Below are 16,699 nucleotides of genomic sequence, written 5' to 3'. Positions count from 1 at the left end.
GAATGGCAACCTTCCGGGAGCGTGAACCTCTGCGCCCATCTGTCTGACGCCCGGTAGGCCCGACCGAAGGTGGATCCATGGCCCGTGACCGTTCCCTGGACATCGCTGTCACCGGCTTGTCCGGCCGATTCCCCGGCGGAGACGGCTCCTACGACGTGACCCGCTGGTGGTCGGCCCTGACGGAGGGGAAAGTGCTCACCACCCGCTACGAAAAGGCGGACCTGCTGGCCCGCGGGGTGCCCAAGTCCCTCCTGGATGACCCCGAGTACGTGCCCGTACACGGTCATCTCGACGGCTTCGACCGCTTCGACAACGTCCTGTTCCGGGTCGCCCCACGCGAGGCCGAGATGATGGACCCACAGCACCGGCTGATGCTGGAGGCTGCCTGGGCGGCGCTGGAGGATGCCGGGTCCGCCCCCGTCGGCGGGCCCGGGGCGCCGACCACGGCGGTCTTCGCCAGCGCGTCGGGCAGCGGCTACATGCGGGCCATGGTGGCCGGCGGGGAGCTGGACCCGATGACCCTGGAGGACGCGGTGCACGGCACCGAGCCGGACTTCATGGCCAGCCTCATCTCGTACAAGCTGGGGCTCACGGGGCCCGCCGTCGCCGTGCAGACAGCCTGTTCCTCGTCGCTGGTAGCGGTGCATCTGGCCGTGCAGGCGCTGCTGAACGGTGACTGCGACCAGGCTCTGGTCGTCGCGGCAGGAATCCCCTATCCGCAGGCCGGACACCTCGCCGTACCGGGCGGCATCCACTCGCCTTCCGGCCGATGCCGTCCCTTCGACGAGCACGCAGACGGCGTCGTCGCCGGGGCCGGGGCGGCCTGCGTGGTGCTGCGCCGCCTCGACGACGCGGTGGCAGAGGGCTGCGATCCCTACGGTGTGGTGCTCGGCACGGCGATCAACAACGACGGCGCGGCGAAAGCGGGTTACTACGCCCCGTCCGTCGAGGGTCAACAAGCGGTGATCCGGGCGGCGCTGAGCGTGGCGGACGTTCCCGGCGACACGATCGGCTATCTGGAGACGCACGGAACAGGAACCCCTGTCGGTGACCCCATCGAGTGGTCGGCGGCGTCGGCCGCGCTCAGCGCCGCGGGGGCCCGGCCCGGGCAGGTCGCCGTGGGTGCGCTGAAGGCGAACGTCGGCCATCTCGACAACGCGGCCGGTGTCGCCGCCCTGATCAAGGCGCTGTTGGTGGTGAGGGAGGCGACGGTGCCCCCCGTGGCCGGGTTCGGCGGCCTCAACCCCTTGCTGGAGACCGACGGTTCACCGCTGTACGTGCCCACCGAGTGCAGCCCGTGGAGCGGTCCGGAGCCACGGCGAGCGGGCGTCAGCTCCTTCGGGATCGGGGGCACCAATGTTCATGTGGTGATCGAGCAGCCGCCAGCCCGGCCCGAGCGGCCCGCCCCCGGGGCAGCCGCACGCCTGGTCCTGGTATCCGCCGCCGACGAGGCGGCCCGTGACCGCAGCGCGGAACGCATCGGTATCCATCTGTCCCGTCTGGAAACCGGCTTGCCGGACATCGCCGCGACGCTCGTCGCCGGACGGGCCCAGCTGCCCGCCCGGCTCGCGGTCACCGGACGCACCACCGCGGAGGTGGCCCGGCGGCTGAGCAACGGCACGGGCGTGGCGAGGGGCAGCAGGCCCGTGCAGGGGCCCGCCCCGGCGGTGTTCGTCTTCCCGGGACAGGGCACGCAGTACCCGGGCATGGCCCTGCCCCTCATCGCGGCGCTGCCAGGGTTCCCGGCCGCGCTGCAGGAGTGCCTGGAGGCTTTCGCGCAACCGCTGTCCGGCCGGCTGCGTACAGCGTTGACCGACCCGCGCTTTCCCGTGCAGGAGCTCCAGGAGACCGAGCTGGCCCAACCTGCGCTTTTCGCCCTCGAGTATGCCTGCGCCACCGCGCTGACCGGGCTGGGCCTCACGCCGACAGCAGTGGCCGGGCACAGCCTCGGCGAGATCACGGCGGCCTGTGTCGCCGGGGTGTTCACGCTCGCTGACGCGGCCCGGCTGGTGACCGCCCGCGGGCAGGCCATGCAGCAGTGTCCCGAAGGCGCCATGCTCGCCCTCGGCTGCTCCGAGGCGCGTGCGCGCGAACTGCTCGCTGTCAGCGGCCTCGAACTGGAGCTGGCCGCCGTGAACTTCACCGAAGGCTGCGTGGTGGCCGGCCCGACCCGGGCGGTGGACGAGTTCACCCACCGTCTCGCAGACCGGGTCTTCGCGCGCCGCCTGCCCACGAGCCGTGCCTTTCACACCGCCCTCGTCGAGCCCGCGCTGGCGTGCCTCACCGAGGTCCTGGCCGACATCGACCTGCGCGCTCCGTTGGTGCCGTTCGCCACACATGTGACCGGAGGCCTGATGCCCGCGGGCACGGAGCCCAGGGCCGGGCTCTTCGTCGAACAGGCCCGGCGCACCGTGCGGTTCGCCGACGTCATGGAGACGCTCGTCGAGCAGTTTCCCGGTGCGCTGGTCGTCGAGTGCGGGCCCGGGCGCGTCCTGTCCGCGATGGCCCAGGCGGCGGGTCTCGAGTCCGTTCCGCTTCACCCGGCACGCCACGAGCGCCCCGAGGAGGAGGTCCTGCTGGCCCTCGGTGCGCTGTGGACCCGAGGCCAGCCGCTGGACGTGAGCACACTGTGCGGCCCTGGCAGCCGCGTGCACCTGCCCCACTACCCCTTCGCGGGCCCGCCCTGGCTGGCCCCCGAGGCCGCGCTGCCGAAGGACGAGGCGCGCAGTGCCGACCGGGGCACGGAGCGCACACGGCCATCGGCCCAAGCCGCACCCTCCGCCCCCGCTGATCCACAACCACTGGCACCTGCCGCCGAACCCGACCCGACCGCGGTACTGACCCGGCTCTGGACGGAGCTTTTCGGGCAGGACGCCCTCGCGGCGGATGCCGACTTCTTCGACCTCGGCGGAGACTCCCTTCAGGTGACCCACCTAGCTCGCAGACTCGGCCGCGAACTGGGCGTCAAGGTCCCGATCCGGGTCCTGATGACAGGACGCACCCTGGCGGGCCAGGCCGACCTGATACGTGACCTCGTGGCAGGGGAGCGGGCTCCCGCCGGCTGACGGCCAGGACACCGCGGCCGGCGGCTCAGGCGGACAGTTCCAGGTGCGGCACCCCGGGCGGATCAAAGCCGAACGCCGTCCCGTAGAGGGATAGTTCGGCCTGCAGGCAGGCCACCACGGTCTCCGCCCTGCGAAAGCCGTGCCCCTCGCCCGCAAACGTAAGGAAGGCGTGCGGGACCGAGCCGCCACGCAGCCGGTCGAGGAAGCGCTCCGCCTGGACCGGCGGGCAGATGGCGTCGTCCAGACCCTGCATGATGACGAACGGCGCCCGCACATGCCCGGCCCGCCGCAGTGGCGAGACCTGCTCATAACGCTCGGCCGACTGCGGCCATGGGCCCAGCAGGCTCTCCAAATAGCGAGACTCGAAGTCGTGCGTGCCGCGCTCGCGCCATTCCTCGGGGTCGAGGAGCGGGTAGTAGATGCCGGCGGCGCGGTACACGTCGGGCGCGGTCACGAGGGACACCGCCGCCGTCCAGCCCCCGGCACTGCCGCCACGGATGCCGATGCGTCCCGCGTCGGCGAGCCCGGCCGCCACCAGGCCTCGGGTGACGGCGACGCAGTCCTGCACATCGACGATGCCCCACTTGCCGCGCAACCGCTCCCGATAGGACCGGCCGAAACCGGTGGACCCGCCGTACTGGACATCGACGACGCCGATGCCCCGACTGGTGAAGAAGGCGATCTCGTGATTCACCACGAGTCGACTGCGCGTGGTCGGCCCGCCGTGCACCTGCACCAGGTACGGCGGCAACTCGCCCTCCGGCGCCGTGAAGCCGGGATTGCGCGGGGGATACACGAAGGCGTGGACCGGCTGTCCGTCCGCGCCCTCGAACACCTCGTGCCGCCCCTGCGGCAGCCAGTCCGCGTGCTCCGCCCCGCCACCGCCGTGCGCACCGCGCAGGACGTCGAGCCGGGAGCCGGCGAGCCCGCTTGCCCGCGGCAGGGAAGGGTCGACCAGGACGACGCGCGAGCGCTGCCGCGGCCCCGCCGCCGTCCCCGCGATCCGCCGGCCATCTGTCGCCAGCGCTGCCCACTCCGTATAGGGGCCGGCCGGAATGTCGACGAGCGCGCCGCCGCGTTCCAGGATGGCCAGGCGCCGCTCGCTCGTGCCGTGCACCACGCACAGCCGTCCGTCGTCCAGAGGAAGGAACCAGCGGGCGCCGATGCGCCACAACGGCTCCCCGAACTCCTCCGCACGCGGGCACAGCGCGTGCGCGGCGCCGTCCGGGCCGATCTCGTGGATGTTCCACCAGCCGTCCGGGTCGCTCAGCATGTACAGCGTCCCGGGCCGGTCCGGCGCCCACTCCACCTGGCCGACGGAGACCCCCGGGCCGCCGGCCACCCTGTGCGCAGGACCGAGTGTCCCGTCCGGCCGCACGGCGGCGCGCATCAACTCCGTGGTGTCCCACGGCATGTGCGGGTGGTCCCAGCCGAGCCAGGCAACCTGCTGCCCATCGGGCGAGAGCCTTGGCCCTGTCATCAGATGGTGGCTGGCGGCCAACACCCGAACGGCCGCCGGGTCGTTGGCCGCGCTCCCGTCCAGGGGCAGCGCGACCAGTTCCCGGCGCACGTCGGTGCCCGCTGTGTCCAGGGCGTTCTCGCGCAGACACCAGACCTCGTCTCCCACCCGGGCGAAGTCGCCGTGGCGGGCTCCGGCGGGCAGCTCTCCCGTGGGGCTCAGCGGCACGGGCTCGGCGCCGGGCGCCGCCCGGTAGACCCGCTGGTCGTCCCAGTGCGTGAAGACGAATCCGGCGTCGGAGGTCGGGCCGAGGGCGAGCCAGGGCCGGGCGCCGTACTCGATGACCCGGGACCGCACGTTCCACCCGGCTCCGAGGACCTCGGACACGGTGCCGTCGGGAGCATGCGCGACCAGGGCACTGCGCCCACCCTCGGATGGTCTGGTCTCGGTCCACCACACCTGGTCACCGACAAAGCCGAGCCATTCGACCAGCGCCTCGCCCGCCGCCGCAGCGTGTGCGGTGATGGGCGAGGTCCAAGTGCCGTAAGGGGCTGTAGTCACGTTCTGCCTCCCTGTTGATACACGTCCAGATGTGAGGTTGCCTAATTAGTGCCACAGCTGGCAAGCTATTGTCCAATAGTTGCCTAATGCTTTGTCAGGTGGGATCGGCTGCGGGGGAACGTCAGGCTCGCACCGGCACCCGCGCCCCGCGCATGACGCCATCGACCCCGACGGTGCGCAGCCCTAGTCCCGGCGCCGCTTGCCCGCCCCTGTGGCGCCTTGCCCAGCAGAGGAGTAACCGATGACGACATCACTGGCCGCAGACACGGAGCAAGGCCGACAGCTGGATGCGAAAGGCTCGTTGGGTCAGGTGCGCGCATTCGGTCGGGGTGCGCCCCTTCCACGTGAGGAGCCGGCACCGGTGCACGAGCTTGCGGCACGCTTCGCCCACCTGAAACCCGATGCCACAGCGGTGAGTTGCGCCACCGACGCCACCAGCTACCGGGCACTGGATGCCTGGGCCGGGCGAATAGCAGCACGCCTGACCGAGGCGGGGGTGGGCCGGGGCTGCCGCGTCGGCGTCCTCACGCAACCCTCCACGGCGATGGTCGCCGCGGTGCTCGGGGTGCTGAAGTCCGGTGCCGCTTATGTTCCCCTGGACCCGGGGCACCCCGACCAGCACGTGGCCCGGGTGCTGGACGACGTGCGAGCCGCCGCGGTGGTGGCCGGCGCCGCCACCGCGAGCCGTCTCGCCCCGCTGCACCTGCCGGTGGTGTGCGCCGAGGACCACAAGGATCCCGGCGCGGAAGGTGAAGCCGACGATGCCGGCGGGGTCCGTGCGCCCCTGCCCGTGGGCCCCGACGACCCGGCGTATCTGATCTACACATCCGGCAGCACCGGCGAACCCAAGGGCGTGGAGATCGGCCACCGCCAGCTGGCCGCCTCGACCCTTGCGCGGCGGACGGTCTATCCGGGTGTGCCGGTGTTCCTGCTCGTCTCGCCGCTCGTCTTCGATTCCTCGGTCGCCGGCCTGTGGGGCACGCTCACGGCCGGCGGGCAGTTGGTCGTGGCCACCGCCGACGAGGTCCGTGACCCCGAACGGCTCATCGACCTCATCGACCGCCATCAGGTGACGCATCTGCTCTGTGTTCCCTCGCTGTACGCGGTGCTGCTCGATGCCGCGGAGCGACAAGGTCTGGAGCTGCTGCGCACGCTGGACACCGTGATCACTGCGGGTGAGGCGCTCCCCGCCGAGTTGATGCGCCGTCATTTCGCCCTGCGGCCGGACAAGGCGTTCCTGGTCAACGAGTACGGGCCGACGGAGGCGACCGTGTGGGCGAGCTATCGCCGATACGCCGCGCCGGGGCCGGTCTCCATCGGCGGGCCGACGCCCGGGGCGCAGTTGTACGTGCTCGACGAACAGTTGCGCCTCCTGCCGCCCGGCGTCGAGGGTGAGCTGTTCGTCGGTGGGGCCGGGGTGAGCGCCGGCTACCTGGGCAGGCCCGAGGCCACCGCCCGGTCCTTCCTCGAGGACCCCTTCACCACGGAGCCCGGAGCCCGGATGTACCGCACCGGAGACCTGGTCCGCTGGAACGACGACGGCACTCTCACTTTCCTCGGCCGCCGGGACCACCAGGTCAAGATTCGGGGTCACCGGGTCGAACTAGCCGCCGTGGAAGCGGTTCTGGGGGCCCTGCCAGGGGTGAACGAGGCCGTGGCGGTGGCCGACCCGCAGGGCACCGCGCTCACCGGCTTCGTGGCCGCCCCCGCCGCCCCCGCCGCGCCGGCCGCCGAGGACCTTCGGAAGCAGATGCAGCAGCTGGTGCCGAGCATCATGGTCCCGACCCGGATCATCGTGCTCGACGATCTGCCGCGGACCATCAACGGCAAGGCCGACAGGGCGGCTCTGCTGGCCTGTGCCGACGCGCAGCAACCTGCCCGGGTACCAGCCGTCGCTCAGCCCGGGCCGGGAGGCGGCATCGCCCCCGTGGCGGCCGCCTGGGCCGAGGTTCTCAAGATCATCGACGTGCCGCCGGATGTCAACTTCTTCGACCTGGGCGGTCATTCGCTCGCCGTGTTCCAGCTCCAAGACGCACTGGAACGGCACACCGGCACCCGCCCGCCGATGGTCCAGCTCTTCCGGCACACCACGGTCGCGGCCCAGGCCGCCTTGGTGCAAGGCGCAGGCGCCGGCTCCCACGAGGCCGCCGACACCCACCGCGAGGCGGCCCGTCGGGCACGCACCCTGCGCGCCCGACGCCGCGCAGAACAGGAGCCCGGAAAGTGATCCCCACCGACCTCGCCGCCATCTCGCGGGCCGGCCGCGCACCGCGCACCGCGCGGGCGCGCTGGCTGCACTGCCCGACTCCCCTGCCCGACCCCGAGCGCCGCCTCGTCTGCTTCCCGCACGCCGGCGGATCCGCCGCCTTCTTCCGGGACTGGGGACGACAACTGCCCGGCACAGAGGTCCACTCCGTGCGGTACCCGGGCCGAGCCGAACGCATTGACGAGTCGCCTGCCACGGATCTGCGGGAGCTCGCCCGCGACATCGCCGACGTCGTGGAGCAGCTGGCCGACCGTCCGCTGCTCCTGTTCGGGCACAGCATGGGCGCGGCCGTGGCCCTGGAGACCGCCCGGCGGCTGGAGAGCCGGGGCATCCGGCCGGCGCATCTGATCGCCTCCGGCTCACGGGACGCTCCCTACCCGCAGGATGTCGGCGAAGCTCCGGCGGACGACGCCGCGGTGGTCGCCCGCCTGCTCGCCCTTGGCGGCACCGACTCCGAGCTCGCCGCCGATCCCGAGTTCCAGGAACTGGTCCTGCCTTATGTGCGCGCCGACGGCGCCCTCTTCCACGGCTACCGGCCTCGTGCGTCGGACCCGGCCCTGCGGTGCCCCGTGACCACGATCTTCGGAGACATCGACGCCGACGCGGACTGCCGCCCCTGGCGTCGGCTGACCACCGGCCCGCACCGCGAACTGAATGTTCCCGGCGACCACTTCTACCTGGTGGCCGACCCGCCCTTCGAATTGCTGCTGACCCTGTGACACAGAGGGAGATTCCCATGGTGTACCAGCAGCGGAGCAGTGCCCCGCCCCGCTCCCGTCTCATCACCGTCGTCATCCCCTGCTACAACGAGGAGTTGATACTCGAGCAGACGCACCGCCGTCTCACGCGCGCCCTGACCGCCCTGCCGCACGAAATCATCTACGTCGACGACGGCAGCACCGACCGCACCTGGGCCCGGATCGAGAAGCTCGCCGTCGACCCACCACCGTACGCAGCCTCCGGCCCCGTCCGTGCCGTGCGCCTGAGCCGCAACTTCGGGCACCAGGCTGCCTGTCTGGCCGGCCTCACCGAGGCGTCGGGTGACGCCGTCGTCCTGATCGACGCGGACCTGCAGGACCCGCCCGAGCTCATTCCGCGGATGGTCGACCGCTGGTCCGAGGGCTGGCACATCGTCTCCGCCAGGCGCATCGCACGGCACGGCGAGACAGTGCTGAAAAGGCTCATGGCCCACGCCTACTACCGGACCCTGTCCCGCATGGCCGACCAGCCCCTTGCACTCGACACGGGGGACTTTCGACTCCTCGACCGGGCGGTCGTCGACCTCGTGACGCGGTTGGACGAGCGGGAGCTGTTCCTGCGCGGCGCGATCAGCTGGACCGGCTTCCCCGAGACGACCGTCACCTACGAGCGGGCCCCACGCGCCGTGGGTGAATCCAAGTACACCCTGCGCAAGATGCTGATGCTCTCCCGCAGCGGGATCCTCACCTCTTCGTGTGGCCTGCCGCTGCGCATCCCCACATATCTGGGAGCTGCGGCGCTCGCCGCAGGCCTCGGCCTGGGACTCATCCGCCCCCGCACCGGGCGCACGGCCGCACTCGGCGCGTTCGGGGCGCAGTCCCTGGCCTGCGGGATACTCGGCGAGTACCTCCTCGGCATCCTCCGACAGGTACAGGCCCGCCCCCCTTACGTCGTCCTGGAGCGTCTCGAACCGCTCGCCGGTCCGGCGCCACAACCCGGCTCCGGCCGCGTCAGGGAGTGCGCATGACTTCGCGGAGCGCGACCAGCACGGACGTCGTCGTGGTGGGAGGGGGCTTCACCGGGCTCGCCGCCGCCCTGGAACTGGCCGAGCTCGGCCACCTGGTGACACTTCTGGAGAGTGAGGCGGAGCTCGGTGGGCTGGCCGGCAGCTTCGACGTAGGCGACGGCCGGCGCGTCGAGCGCTTCTATCATCACTGGTTCGCCTCGGACCGGGACATCCTCGACCTGTGCGAACGGCTCGGTGTCGCCGACGCGCTGGAGGCGCATCTCACCCGCACCGGCATGTACTACGCCAACACCATCCACCGTCTCTCCAGCCCTCTGGACCTGCTGCGCTTCACCCCGCTGCCGCCCCTGGCGCGGCTGCGGCTCGGCGTCCTCGCGCTGCGCGCCCGGCGGGTGAAGAACTGGCGGGAGCTGGAGGGACGCACCGCGAAGGAGTGGCTGATCTCGCTCGGCGGCCGCCAGGTGTACGACGTCGTGTGGCGCCCTCTGCTGGAGGGCAAGTTCGGCCGGTACGCCGATCAGGTCGGTGCTACCTGGATGTGGACCAAACTCCATCTGCGCGGCGGCAGTCGCACCAAGTCGGGCAGCGAAACGCTGTACTACCTGCGCGGTGGCAGCGAGACGCTGATCGCGGCGATGCGCGAGCGCCTGACGGCCCTGGGGGCCGACATCCGCACCGGCACCGCGGCCGAGCGCGTGACCACGGACGGCGTCCGCGTCACCGGTGTGCGCACCGATGAGGGCGAGCAGATCGGCGCGGACCAGGTGCTGCTCACCGTCGCCCCCGCGCTGGCCGCCCGCCTCCTGGAACCGGACGCCGGCGCACGGCCGCACCCCGCCGTGCCCTCCCTCGTACGGCAGCTGCGAGGCATCCGGTACCTGGCCAACGTGTGCCTCGTTCTGGAGAACAACCGCAGGCTCTCCGACACCTACTGGCTGAACGTCAACGACCCGTCGTTCCCGTACGTCGGCGTCATCGAGCACACCAACCTGGACAGCCCTGGGCGCTACGGGGGAGCACACCTCGTCTACCTGTCCAAGTACCTTCCGCCGGAAGCCGAGTTGTACCGGATGAGCGACGAGGAGGTCTTCGAGTACAGCTTGCCGCACCTGCGCAGGATGTTCCCCGGCTTCGGCCGCGACTGGGTCGACGCCCACCACGTCTGGCGTGCCGAGTACGCCCAGCCCGTGATCACTCCGGACTACAGCCGCGCCATGCCGCCGGCCCGGACCGCGGTGGACGGCCTCCATCTGGCGAGCATGGGGCAGGTCTTCCCGCAGGACCGCGGCACCAACTACGCCGTGCGCGAGGGCCGCACGGCCGCCCGGTTCATCGCCGACCGACTGCGCACCGCCGCCCGGAGCCGACCGTCCACGCCGACGGAACAGGAGGCCCGCCATGCCTGAGCTGCTCACTCTGGACCAGGCCGAGCGTCTGGGAATCGACCAGGTCCACGACCTCTACGACACATACGTCAGCCGCAGCCAGGTCTCGCTGCTCGCCACCTTCGGCTTCGGCCGCGACCTGGTCGAGAGCGCCGAGGGCGCCTGGATACAACTGCGCGACGGGCGCCGCATCCTGGACTTCACCGGCGGCGTGGGTGTCCTCAACCATGGCCACAACCACCCGCGCATCCTCAAGGCCCGCGACCGCTTCCGCGAACGACGCCGCATGGAGGTCCACAAGAACTACCTGTCGCCGTACGTCGCCGCGCTCAGCCACAACCTTGCCGCGCTGCTCCCGGGCGATCTGGACATCTCCTACTTCCCCAACTCCGGTGCGGAGGCGGTGGAAGGCGCCATCAAGCTCGCCTACAAGTACCACGCGGGCCGTCGCGGCACCGTGCTGCACACCGACATCGCCTTCCACGGCAAGCTGCTGGGCGCGGGCTCCCTCACCGCGTCCCCGGAGATCCACTTCGCGTATCCCCGGCTGCCGGGCACCGACTCATTCGCCTACGGCGACCTCGAGTCCTTCTGCCTCGCGCTGGAGCGGCACACCGACGACCGCGGGCACAGCGATGTCTACGCGGTGGTCATCGAGCCGTTCAGCGCCTCCAGCCTGCGCGAGTGCTCCGGCGCGTTCCTGCGAGAAGTGCGGCGCTTGTGCACCGAACGGGACATCCTGCTGGTCTTCGACGAGGTGTACACCGGCTGGGGCAAGACCGGAGAGTTGTTCCACTTCATGCGCCACCCTGGTCTCGTCCCCGATGTCGTGACGACCTCGAAGTCCTTCGGTGGCGGTAAGTCCTCCATCTCCGGGTACGTCGCCCGGGAGCCCGTCTTCCGGGCGGCGTACGACAACTTGGGCGACGCCACCTTGCACAGCACCACGTACTACGGGTTCGGCGAGGAGACGGCGACGGCCCTGGAGGCGGTAGCGGTCGCCGTCGAAGAGGACTTTCCCGGGCGGGCCCGTGCGCTCGGCGAGATCCTCGGGCCAGGCCTTGCCGAGCTGGCCGGCCGCCATCGGGCCCTGGTGGCCTCGACGGCGGGACTCGGCGCGTTGCACGGCCTGTATCTGCGCCAGGGGCTCCACATCCCGCCATCCTTACGCCGGCTGGTGCCGGGGAGGCTGGGCAAGGACCCCCAGCTGTTCGCCAAGCTGCTCACCGGCGCGGTGATCGCCGCGCTCTATCGCGACCACGGCATCCTCACGTTCTTCGGCTCCAACCGGGACATCGCGCTGATCGCCTCCCCACCGTTGGTGGCAGGCCCGGACGAGGCCAGGCTCTTTCTGGACGCCCTCGACGAAGTGCTGGGCCGCGGTGCGACACGCCTGCTCGCCCAATTCGTACGGGAGAAGGCGACGGCGGCCGGGGCGGCCCACTGATGGCCGGCGAACGCGCGCTGCGCGCAGCGCTGCACTTCAGCGGCGTGCGGACCTACTGGCTCACCCAGTACCCGGTCTGCCTGCACGATGCTGCCGCACGGGCATCGGCCGAGGCGCATGTGCTCGGCACCCTGCGCGCGCTACCCGGGCCCTACCGCGCTGGATACGCGGCTGCTCTGTGCGCCCTGCCGCTGGCCTACCGCCTGGTCTGTGCCGGGCACTCGTTGCGCACCGCGTCCCGCGACCAGGGCCGCCGCGGCATGCGGGCGCTCGCCGCGCTGCCCGGCTTCGCCGACGTGGTGCGCTCCAGTACCGCGCTCGCCCTGATAGGAGCCCTTGACGGCAGCCCCCGCGCCGCCGGGGGCGCCACGACGCCAAGGACACCGGATGAACACCACACGCTTCTTCCGCTCTCCGCACCGCGCCCCTGACGCCGAGGTGCTCGTCGTCGGCTCGGGCGCGGGCGGCAGCGTGGCGGCGCGGGAACTCGCCGCCGCGGGACGGCAGGTGACGGTCCTGGAAGAAGGGCCGCGGGTCGATGCCGCCCGCCTCGGCGCCGACCCCGCGCACAACATGCGCACTCTGTATCGCAACGGTGGACTGACCCCGGTCTTCGGGACACCCACCCTCGCCTACGGGGAAGGGCGCGCGGTCGGCGGCACCACCGTCGTCAACGGGGGCCTGCTGTGGGATCCGTCCCCCGGGCTCCTGGCACGATGGGCGGCTCAGGCCGGCCTCGACGGCTACCGCGCGGCGGATCTGGCGCACCACCTGCGGGTGGTGAGCGCCCGGCTCCACGTGCACACCCAGGCCCATGGCGGCGCCGACGACAATCGCGACTCCCGGCTGCTGGTCGCCGGCGCCGAGGCGCTTGGCTGGCGTTGGCAGCCTGCCCGGCGGGCGGTACGGGGCTGTGTGTATCGCAATCGCTGCACGACGGGCTGCCCGAGCGGCGCCAAGCAGAGCATGGCCCTCAGCTACCTCCCCCAGGCTCAGGCACTCGGCGCGCGCATCGTGCCCGACACCCGGGTGCTGCGGATTCTGCACCGGGCGCACCGGGTGCGCGGTGTCCTTGCGGTCGGGCCGGACGGAGCGCGCACCGTGCACCGTGCCGATGCGGTGTTCCTCGCGGCCGGGCCCCTTGGTACTCCGGCCCTTCTGCAGCGCAGCGGAATCCAACCAGCCCGAGCGGGAAGGGAGTTGGCCCTCCACGTCAACCTGCGCACCATCGCGCGCTTCCCGCACGAGGTGAGGGCGGAGCAGGGCACCATCTTCACCGCACAGCTGCACGAGTTCGGTGACCGGGGCGTACTGATGATGCCCTCCAACGTTTCCCGCGGCACCTTGGCCGCGGCTCTGGCCAACCGCCCCGCCGCCGACCTCGAACGCCTCCTGGCGGACTATGACCGGCTGGGCGTCTACACCACCCAGGTGCGCCTGCACGGCGCCGCGTCGGTCCGGGCCGTGCCGGGTGGGGGAGTGCTCGCCCGGCACGACATGACCGCCGTGGACCATGCGGTGCTGCGTGACTCCTTCCTCGACAGTGTCCGACTGCTGTTCGCCGCGGGCGCCGTGGAGGTGGTCCCGCCGGTGTCCACCGCGCCGTTCTTGCGCACTGTCGGGCAGGCCGAGGCTTTCTGCCGTCAGGTACAGCCCCGCGACTGGGAACTGGTGTCGGTCCATGGCATGGCCTCGGCCAGGATGGGCCGGGTGGAGCGGGGCGGGGTGTGCGACGGGAGGGGTGCGCCGCACGGCTTCGAGGGCCTTCGGATCTGTGACGCGAGTGTGCTTCCGGGCGCGACCGGCATCAGCCCCCAAGGAACGATCATGGCCTTCGCCCACGAAATCACCGACCGGTTCAACGAGGCATGGAACACGCAGGGTTGAGCGAGCGGGTCAGTCAGTCCGTCGCCGGCAGCACCGCGACCGCTCGCAACCCGCCGTCGACATCCCGCCCCAGTTCGAGGCCGCCGCCCGACGCCGTGAGCAGGGCGGCGGCGATCGTCAGCCCCAAGCCCGTGCCCTCGCGGCCGAGGCCGGCCGCGCCGCGCCAGAACGGCTCGCAGGCGCGGGCGATCTCCGTCTGCGTCATCCCAGGGCCTTGATCGGCCACCTCGACGCGCACCGTCCCGTCGGCCTCGCGCACGACCACCTGGACAGTGCCGCCGGGGACGGAGACGTGCAACGCGTTGTCCAGGAGGACGTCGAGCGCCTGCTCCAGCGCTCCGCCCACCTGCCACGCCGTGCAGGCCACGCCGTCCAGGCCGATCTGCACACCGAGCGCCCCGGCCGGAACCGACCAGACATCGACCCGGGAGGCCGCGACCCCGAGCGTGTCGACCGTCTCGGTCGAGGCGGCGCCATGGTCGATCGTCCCCCAGGCCAGAACCTGTTCAAGGACGTGGGAGAGCCGGTCCACCTCGTGCAGGATGCCGCGGACCTCTCGGCGCGCGATGTCGTCCGCGGCCTGGAGAAAGCGGTCCTGGAGCAGTTCGAGACGCAGTCGTACGGAGGAGAGCGGGCCGCGCACCTGATGGGCGGCGGCCGCGGCAACGACCGTGGCGCCCTCCTGGGGCAACGACGGGAGTGGGCGGGGGGAGAGGGGGGCGCTGTGCACGCTGGTGGTCACTGCTGGGCACCTCCTGGTTCAGGCGTGCACGGCGCTCGGCACCGTCAACCGGTAGCCGACACCGCGAATGTTCTCGATCCACGCCGTGCTTCCGAGCTTGGTGCGCAGCGAGCCCACGTGGACGTCGAGGGTGCGGGTGGAGCCGAACCAGTTCTCGTCCCACACCCGGGCCATGATGTGCTGGCGTTCCAGCACCGTGCCGGGCTCCTCCATGAGCATCGCGAGCAGGTCGAACTCCTTGCGGGTGGCACGCACTTCTGCGTTGCCCAGGAACACCTTGCGTGTGCGGGGATCGAGCCGCAGGGGGCCGGCGTGCAGCTGCCCCTCCGGCTGTCCATCCGACTTCTCGGTCCGCTGCCTCGGTACGGCGGCGACCGCGGGCCCCTGCGCCGAAGCGGGTACCGGAGCGGGTGCGGGAGCTTCAGGCGGAGCCGCGGCTTCGGGTGCCCCTCCCCGCGCGTGCCATGGGCAGCCCGCGGCACGCCGCGAGACGGCCTGGATACGGGCGATCAGTTCGTGCCGACCCACCGGCTTGACCATGAAGTCGTCCGCGCCCATGTGCAACGCCATCACCCGCTCCAGTTCTTCCGTGCGTCCGCTGACCGCGATCACCGGAATGCAGGAGCGCTCGCGTATACGCCGGCACACCTCCTGTCCTTCCAGGTCGGGCAGACCGAGGTCGAGCAGGACCAGCTCCGCCTCGCCGAGCCGGCCAAGGGCATCGGTCCCGGCGCTGACCCGGTGAGTGTGGTGACCGTGCGCCCGGAGGGTCTGCTGCAGCGCCTCGGCGACCCCGTCGTCGTCCTCGACGATCAGAACGTTCATCGGTCCGGTGCCTTTCGTCGGGGCTCTGTGGAGACGGCTGGATTTGCCTGTTCCGTACTTGCCGAACGGTTTTCTTTTCTCATGTGTAGCAACAGTAGTTCCGGATCTTCAACGGGCGGGGGCAGGGCGTTGCCCCAAGTGGCAGGCGGAGATGTCTCTTTCGGGGTAGGGACGCGTACCAGGGTGGAGTCCGGCTCGAACCCCGTGCAGTGCCGCCCAGAGCTCGCCGAGGTTCGCGAGTTCATTGGCTTGCCTTGTGTTGCCAATTATTGGCAAACGAGGCAACCTTGGAAGGTCGCCGTCCCAGAAAGGTAAGCACCATGACAAGTCTGCTTGAGTTCGATGTCCGAATCAGGCCCCTGACGGGCAACGTCGGTGCCGAGATCAGCGGAGTGGACACCAGCGGTCCGCTTCCGGACGAGATCGTGGCCCGGGTTCGCCAGACGCTGCACGACCACAAGGTGGTGTTCCTGAGGGGACAGATCCTCGACTACGGTCAACAGGTCGCCTTCGCCGAGCGGCTCGGCCCGCCGACGCTCGGCCACCCGATCTATGACGCGCCCGACGGTCGGCCCCACCTGCGCGAGATTGACTCGCGACAGGGCACACGCGCCAACCACTGGCACACCGACCTCACCTTCATCGATCGCCCGCCCGCCTACGCGTTGCTGCACGCCAAGGTCATACCGCCGGTCGGTGGCGACACCCTCTGGGCCAACACCGCGGCTGCCTACGCGAGCCTGCCCGAGGAACTGCGCGCCCTGGCCGACCGGTTGCGCATCGTGCACAGCAACGACAGCGACTACACCGACGACACCTACGCCCACCGTCTGGCCCAGGGCGACCAGGAGGACTATGTGGCTCGGGCCTTCGAGACGGAGCACCCCGCGGTCCGCGTGCACCCGGACACCCAGGAGCGGTCGCTGCTGCTCGGCGGCTTCGCCCGCCGCGTCGTGGGTTATGCACCTCAGACGGGTCGTGACCTGATCAGGGCGCTCCAGGAGTACGTCACCAGGCCGGAGCACACCGTGCGCTGGCAGTGGCGCGAGGGTGACCTGGCTATCTGGGACAACCAGGCGACTCAGCACTACGCCGTGTTCGACTACGGCTCGGCGCACCGCCGCGCCGAGCGCGTCACCGTCGCCGGAGGCGTCCCCGTGGGGGTCGACGGGCGGCCGGGCGTGCCCTTGTCCGGGGACACGTCGGCGTACAGCACCGACGTCGCCTGAGTCGAGCGGACCACGAAGAAGGTGGCGGGGGGGGGGGGGGGGGGGGGCCCCCTCTTTTTTCCCGCCCCCGTGGAGAAGACCACGCCTCTCAGCGAGAACGGAAGAAG

The 16,699-nt window shown here is 71.3% G+C and carries 12 protein-coding genes; 9 read left to right on the top strand and 3 right to left on the bottom strand.

Annotated features, from left to right (window positions below; translation table 11 throughout):
* The first annotated feature begins 77 nt into the window (after positions 1 to 77).
* Positions 78 to 3,065, top strand: a complete 2,988-nt coding sequence (locus ACZ5WE_RS25375) for a type I polyketide synthase (RefSeq protein WP_467692645.1) — start codon at positions 78 to 80, stop codon at positions 3,063 to 3,065.
* Between the two features lie 25 nt (positions 3,066 to 3,090).
* On the opposite strand, the gene ACZ5WE_RS25370 is transcribed toward ACZ5WE_RS25375, so the two are convergent.
* The gene (locus tag ACZ5WE_RS25370) at positions 3,091 to 5,085 is read right to left on the bottom strand and encodes an alpha/beta hydrolase family protein (RefSeq protein WP_467692647.1); all 1,995 of its coding nucleotides are present in this window, start codon (positions 5,083 to 5,085) and stop codon (positions 3,091 to 3,093) included.
* A gap of 361 nt (positions 5,086 to 5,446) precedes the next feature.
* Here ACZ5WE_RS25370 and ACZ5WE_RS25365 point away from each other — a divergent pair, with 361 nt between their 5' ends.
* From ACZ5WE_RS25365 to ACZ5WE_RS25335, 7 genes are read left to right on the top strand one after another with little or no spacing between them, the layout of a single operon-like run.
* Complete coding sequence (locus tag ACZ5WE_RS25365) at positions 5,447 to 7,312, top strand: non-ribosomal peptide synthetase (RefSeq protein ID WP_467692649.1); 1,866 nt, start codon at positions 5,447 to 5,449, stop codon at positions 7,310 to 7,312.
* Entirely contained in the window at positions 7,309 to 8,070 is a 762-nt protein-coding gene (locus ACZ5WE_RS25360) for a thioesterase II family protein (RefSeq protein WP_467692651.1), read from the top strand. The genes ACZ5WE_RS25365 and ACZ5WE_RS25360 overlap by 4 nt, the downstream gene beginning before the upstream one ends.
* Before the next feature lie 17 nt (positions 8,071 to 8,087).
* Complete coding sequence (locus ACZ5WE_RS25355; RefSeq protein WP_467692653.1) at positions 8,088 to 9,077, top strand: glycosyltransferase family 2 protein; 990 nt, start codon at positions 8,088 to 8,090, stop codon at positions 9,075 to 9,077.
* Entirely contained in the window at positions 9,074 to 10,483 is a 1,410-nt protein-coding gene (locus ACZ5WE_RS25350; RefSeq protein WP_467692655.1) for an NAD(P)/FAD-dependent oxidoreductase, read from the top strand. Before ACZ5WE_RS25355 ends, ACZ5WE_RS25350 begins: the two co-directional genes overlap by 4 nt.
* On the top strand, positions 10,476 to 11,909 hold the full coding sequence (locus ACZ5WE_RS25345) for an aspartate aminotransferase family protein (RefSeq protein WP_467692657.1): 1,434 nt from the start codon (positions 10,476 to 10,478) through the stop codon (positions 11,907 to 11,909). Before ACZ5WE_RS25350 ends, ACZ5WE_RS25345 begins: the two co-directional genes overlap by 8 nt.
* Positions 11,909 to 12,340 (top strand): hypothetical protein, encoded by a 432-nt coding sequence (locus tag ACZ5WE_RS25340; RefSeq protein WP_467692659.1) that lies wholly within the window; start codon positions 11,909 to 11,911, stop codon positions 12,338 to 12,340. Before ACZ5WE_RS25345 ends, ACZ5WE_RS25340 begins: the two co-directional genes overlap by 1 nt.
* A complete protein-coding gene (locus ACZ5WE_RS25335; RefSeq protein ID WP_467692661.1) occupies positions 12,297 to 13,796 on the top strand; it encodes a GMC family oxidoreductase N-terminal domain-containing protein in 1,500 nt (499 codons plus the stop codon). Before ACZ5WE_RS25340 ends, ACZ5WE_RS25335 begins: the two co-directional genes overlap by 44 nt.
* Positions 13,797 to 13,809: 13 nt before the next feature.
* On the opposite strand, the gene ACZ5WE_RS25330 is transcribed toward ACZ5WE_RS25335, so the two are convergent.
* Both ACZ5WE_RS25330 and ACZ5WE_RS25325 read right to left on the bottom strand, forming a co-directional pair.
* A complete protein-coding gene (locus tag ACZ5WE_RS25330; protein ID WP_467692663.1) occupies positions 13,810 to 14,538 on the bottom strand; it encodes a sensor histidine kinase in 729 nt (242 codons plus the stop codon).
* Between the two features lie 18 nt (positions 14,539 to 14,556).
* Positions 14,557 to 15,363: a response regulator transcription factor gene (locus tag ACZ5WE_RS25325; protein ID WP_467692665.1), complete on the bottom strand. Its 807-nt coding sequence runs from the start codon at positions 15,361 to 15,363 to the stop codon at positions 14,557 to 14,559.
* Positions 15,364 to 15,683: 320 nt separating this feature from the next.
* On the opposite strand from ACZ5WE_RS25325, the gene ACZ5WE_RS25320 reads away from it, so the two are divergent.
* Positions 15,684 to 16,592: a TauD/TfdA dioxygenase family protein gene (locus tag ACZ5WE_RS25320; protein ID WP_467692667.1), complete on the top strand. Its 909-nt coding sequence runs from the start codon at positions 15,684 to 15,686 to the stop codon at positions 16,590 to 16,592.
* Positions 16,593 to 16,699: the final 107 nt, after the last annotated feature.

The sequence above is a fragment of the Streptomyces sp. NPDC033180 genome, from assembly GCF_055577645.1.
Note: the sequence above shows the minus strand (reverse complement) of the source record. Positions and strands in the feature narration are given on the sequence as shown.

Coding starts and splice junctions, on each gene's coding strand:
- ACZ5WE_RS25325 (WP_467692665.1), bottom strand. CDS start 15,363: ATGAACGTTCTGATCGTCGAGGACGACGACGGGGTCGCCGAGGCGCTG.
- ACZ5WE_RS25320 (WP_467692667.1), top strand. CDS start 15,684: ATGACAAGTCTGCTTGAGTTCGATGTCCGAATCAGGCCCCTGACGGGC.
- ACZ5WE_RS25375 (WP_467692645.1), top strand. CDS start 78: ATGGCCCGTGACCGTTCCCTGGACATCGCTGTCACCGGCTTGTCCGGC.
- ACZ5WE_RS25345 (WP_467692657.1), top strand. CDS start 10,476: ATGCCTGAGCTGCTCACTCTGGACCAGGCCGAGCGTCTGGGAATCGAC.
- ACZ5WE_RS25335 (WP_467692661.1), top strand. CDS start 12,297: ATGAACACCACACGCTTCTTCCGCTCTCCGCACCGCGCCCCTGACGCC.
- ACZ5WE_RS25355 (WP_467692653.1), top strand. CDS start 8,088: ATGGTGTACCAGCAGCGGAGCAGTGCCCCGCCCCGCTCCCGTCTCATC.
- ACZ5WE_RS25340 (WP_467692659.1), top strand. CDS start 11,909: ATGGCCGGCGAACGCGCGCTGCGCGCAGCGCTGCACTTCAGCGGCGTG.
- ACZ5WE_RS25350 (WP_467692655.1), top strand. CDS start 9,074: ATGACTTCGCGGAGCGCGACCAGCACGGACGTCGTCGTGGTGGGAGGG.